The sequence below is a fragment of the Streptomyces sp. NPDC054840 genome, from assembly GCF_053611065.1.
Genome location: NZ_JBSGZP010000654.1, coordinates 1 through 4,107, shown reverse-complemented (window position 1 = coordinate 4,107; position 4,107 = coordinate 1). Strand labels below are relative to the sequence as shown.

Here is a 4,107-nt window from a genome sequence, read left to right as displayed (position 1 = left end):
ATCCACGTCAGGGCGAAGTCCAGCGACCTGCGTGCGGCATGCGGGGTCGCGTGCGGTCCGCTGACCGGCCGCCAGCCGTCCGTGGTCCGCTCCACGACGCTGAAGGTCGGCGGCATCACCAGCACGTCCGGGTGGGTGTCCAGGGCCCGCCGCGAGTCGGCGCGCACCTCCTCGGGGAACCGTCCGCCCGTGTAGCAGAGGTCGCGCAGCGCCAGCTGTTCGAACGCCTGCGTCAGGGTGACCGGCGCGTCGGGATCCACGACCAGGCCGTCATCGATCCCGGGCTCCGGGACGGCCCGGTCCCAGTCGGGCACCAGGGGCTCCGGATCCGTCGGGCGCGGCGCCTCGATACCGCCCGGGCCCGAGGCCGCGTACTCCTCGGCGCGCACCACCCGGTACCGGGTCCCGGACACGAGGAGTTCGTCGACGCGCTCGCTCTCCAGCCGGGCGACCGCCGCCAGCAGCTCGCGCCGCTCCGACCGGTCCCGCGCCTCGTCCTTCGCGTGGAACCACAGGCGCGAGTTCAGCCCGTCACGCGCCTGCTGCGGGCAGCCGGCCGTCACTTCGAGCACCACCCGCCACCGCGGCCCGTCCCCGGGGAACTGTGCCGCCACCCCGAACAGCGGGCCGCGCACCACCACATCGCCCGCACGCGCCACGGCGTCGAGCGCGTCGGCCTCCATCGCGGCTTCCACCGGTTCCACCGGCACCCGCACCACCACCGGCCGCGACCCGCGCGGCCTCATGTCCCCACGGTCCATGGCCCCATCCTGCCGACCGGTCGGGGGCGCCGCCCCCGATTCACCGATTCCCCGGCCTCGGGGCGCCCGGTGGCGGTACGGTCCGTGTACCCCTGGCGTGTCCTTGGCGGCACACTCCCTGACATTCGTCACTGTCCGTTCCGCCGCACGCGCGCGAGCCTGCTGGAAGGAAGAGGCGGCGCGGCGACGGGCGGGGGTACGGTCATGACGGTGGCGGGGCCGACGACGGGGCTCGTGACGTTGCGGCCGGGCCGGGCCGGGATCGTACGGATATGGGCCGGGTCGCTGACGGCGGTGGTCCTGCGGCGCCCGTCGGCCACCGGGCCTCGGCACTCGGCCGGTACCCGGCAGGTGGTGCTGGTCCTGGCGGCGACGGAGATCGTGCCGGCCTTCCTGCTCTCCTCGATGCTGCCGCCCGCGGTCCGGCCGCTGCACGCGGCGCTGGAGCTCCTGCTGGTGCTGGGCGGGCTGGGCCTGGGGGCGGCGCTGGTCCGGCACCCGCACGAGGTGGGCGAGGGGCGCGTGGTCCTGAGGACCGCCTTCCTCGGGGACGTGATCCTGCCGCGCTCGGCGGTCCGCTCCACCTCCGCCGTGGTACGCACCGTTCCCGGCCGGGGCCCGAGGCCCGTGCCGGGCGAACCCAGGGCGGTGGCCTGCTCGGTGGAGAGCGCACTGAACGTGGCCGTGCACCTCGACCCGCCCATGCGCCTCGACCTGGGGCCGGCCGGGCCGGTGGAGGCCGCGACCGTGTACGTCTCGGTGGACTCGCCGCCCGCCCTCGCCGAGGCCCTCCGACGCGTGGTCCCGCCGCACCGGGGATGACGGGACAGCCCTCGGCCCGGGCAGGGTGGCCGCGCGCCACCCCACCGGTCGCTGTCCCCCGAGGGGGTCCGGTGGGGCGGGATCGTGCAGCGAGGCAGCCCGCCTCAACCCTTGAATGGGAACACTCGGACTGTACGGCGAGCCACTGACAATGCCCGGAAGACCGACGTCGGAACCGAACGTACATCCGACGAAGGGCTCGGTCCGGCGGCCTCGGAATGCTGGACCCGCCCGTCCGGCGCACTCTGGGGATATGCGGGACCGTACCGAAACCATCCCGCCCCCGGTGCCGCCCCCTGGTGGCTCCGATGCGTGGGGAGGCAGGACCGATGGCCAAGTCTGACGAACCGAAGAGCTGGGGGCCGCGTCCGGAGCCGCCCCCGGAACTGTTCTACGGGCCCCCCGGCGAGCCGCTCGACGACGCGCGCCGCACCGCGGTCCTCGACTGGACGGTGAACCAGTACGTCGCCCTCGGCTGGCGCGTCGAATCGCGCTCCCCGACCCAGGCGGTGCTGGTGCGCGGCGGGAACGTCAATCACCTCCTGCACGCGATCCTGACCATCTTCACCTGCCTGCTGTGGGGTGTCGTGTGGATCGCGCTGGCCATCGGGAACCGGGCGGAGCGCGTCGCCCGCACCCTCGACGCGCTCGGCCAATTCCACACCCTGCACGGCCCGGGCTGACCCGAACCGAACACACCGGTCACACCTCCGTGAACCGCGGATCGATGCCCGGGTGGGGGCGATGGCCCGCCAGACCGTCGCCCGCGCCGTCGCGAGACGCACCCGGGGATCATCGAGCATCAGCCGGATACCGGGGCCGTCGCACAGGGCCGGCACCGGGGTACCGAGCGCGGCGACATCGCACGCGGCCAACTCCCCCGGGCGGCGCGCCTCCGCACCCTCGCAGGATCAGCCGTTCAGGGAGGCCATCAGCTCGGGCGCGTAGCGGTCGCCCGAGGCCACGCCGTGCGGTGCGACGGAGTCGATGGCGGCCAGCTCCTCGGCGGTGATCGTCACGGCGGTGGCGGCGACGTTCTCCTCCAGGTAGCGGCGCCGCTTGGTGCCCGGGATGGGAACCGCACCCTGCTGGAGGGTCCAGGCCAGGGCGAGCTGTGAGGGGGTGACGCCCTTCTCGGTGGCGAGCCGGCGTACCTGGTCCACGACGGCCAGGTTGCGGTGGAAGTTCTCGCCCTGGAACCGCGGGTCGGTGCGGCGGAAGTCGTCGGCGGCGAAGTCGTCGGGGCTGGTGATGGCGCCGGAGAGGAAGCCGCGTCCGAGCGGGGAGTAGGCGACGAGTCCGATGCCGAGTGCGCGGAGGGTGTCGAGGACGCCGTCGTGCTCGATGCCGCGCTCGAAGAGGCTGTACTCGGTCTGTACGGCGGCCAGCGGGTGCACGGCGTGGGCGCGGGCGATCGTGGCGGGGGAGACCTCGCACAGCCCGATGTGGCGGACCTTGCCGGCCTCGACCAGCTCGGCCAGGGCGCCGACGCTCTCCTCGATCGGCACGTTCGGATCGACGCGGTGCAGGTAGTAGAGGTCGATGTGGTCGGTGCCCAGGTGGCGCAGGGAGCGGTCGGCCGAGCGCCGGATGTACTCGGGGCTCGCGTTGTGACCGAGGAGGGCTCCCTCGTCGGAGAACTCGATGCCGGTCTTCGTGGCGACCACGGCGGCTTCGCGGCGGCCGGACAGGGCCTTGCCGAGCAGTTGCTCGTTGCGGAAGGGGCCGTAGCCCTCGGCGGTGTCGAGAAGGGTGACGCCCAGCTCCAGGGCGCGGTCGACGGTGGCGAGGGACTCGGTCTCGTCGGTGGCGCCGTAGTGGGCACTCATGCCCATCAGGCCGAGGCCTTCGGCGCCGACCTTCAGTCCCTGGCCACCCAGTGCGCGGATCTCCATGGTGTGCTCCTCGTCGAAAGTAACTAACTGGATAGTTCTACTCTGCGACGGGTCGGCCTCGTTTGTCAATAACTGGATAGTTACTTGCTAGGCTGCGGCCCATGGCACGGGATTCCCACGCGACCAAGGCGCGCCTGCTCGACGCGGCCTTCACCGAGTTCGCGACACACGGCATCGCCGGTGCGCGCGTCGACCGCATCGCCGAGACGGCGCAGGCGAACAAGCGGCTCATCTACGTCTACTACGGCAACAAGGAGCAGCTCTTCGACGCCGTGCTCCAGCGCGCCCTCGCGACGGGCTCGGAGTCGGTCCCCTTCGACGCCGAGGACCTGCCCGGCTACGCGGGGGCGGTCTTCGACCACCTCGTCGAGCGGCCCGAGCTGATGCGCCTCGTGCTGTGGAAGCAACTGGAGCGCCCCGGGTCCACGGACGCGGAGTCCTCGTCCTACGACGGCAAGATCGCGGCGGTGCGACGCGCGCAGGAAGCGGGCCGGATCGATGCCGGCGTGCCCGCGGCCGATGTGCTGACCCTGGTCATGGGCCTCGCGCAAGCCTGGTTCGGCGCGATGGGCGGCCCGGCGGCGGGCGCGGGGGGCGCCGGCTGGGCCGCCGAGCGGCGCGCCGAGCAC

5 protein-coding genes are annotated in these 4,107 nt (G+C 73.2%); 3 read left to right on the top strand and 2 right to left on the bottom strand.

The window, feature by feature from the left end:
- Positions 1-761: DUF5954 family protein (locus tag ACWGIU_RS31650; RefSeq protein ID WP_453711553.1), on the bottom strand; the 761-nt coding region annotated here is incomplete at its 3' end.
- A gap of 210 nt (positions 762-971) precedes the next feature.
- Here ACWGIU_RS31650 and ACWGIU_RS31645 point away from each other — a divergent pair.
- A complete protein-coding gene (locus ACWGIU_RS31645) occupies positions 972-1,583 on the top strand; it encodes a hypothetical protein (protein ID WP_453711552.1) in 612 nt (203 codons plus the stop codon).
- A 329-nt stretch (positions 1,584-1,912) separates the two neighbouring features.
- Positions 1,913-2,266: a hypothetical protein gene (locus tag ACWGIU_RS31640; protein ID WP_453711551.1), complete on the top strand. Its 354-nt coding sequence runs from the start codon at positions 1,913-1,915 to the stop codon at positions 2,264-2,266.
- Positions 2,267-2,494: 228 nt separating this feature from the next.
- Here ACWGIU_RS31640 and ACWGIU_RS31635 read toward each other — a convergent pair whose 3' ends face one another.
- Complete coding sequence (locus tag ACWGIU_RS31635; protein ID WP_453711554.1) at positions 2,495-3,478, bottom strand: aldo/keto reductase; 984 nt, start codon at positions 3,476-3,478, stop codon at positions 2,495-2,497.
- A gap of 101 nt (positions 3,479-3,579) precedes the next feature.
- On the opposite strand from ACWGIU_RS31635, the gene ACWGIU_RS31630 reads away from it, so the two are divergent.
- Positions 3,580-4,107 (top strand): TetR family transcriptional regulator (locus tag ACWGIU_RS31630; protein ID WP_453711550.1); only part of this gene is annotated, 528 nt, incomplete at its 3' end.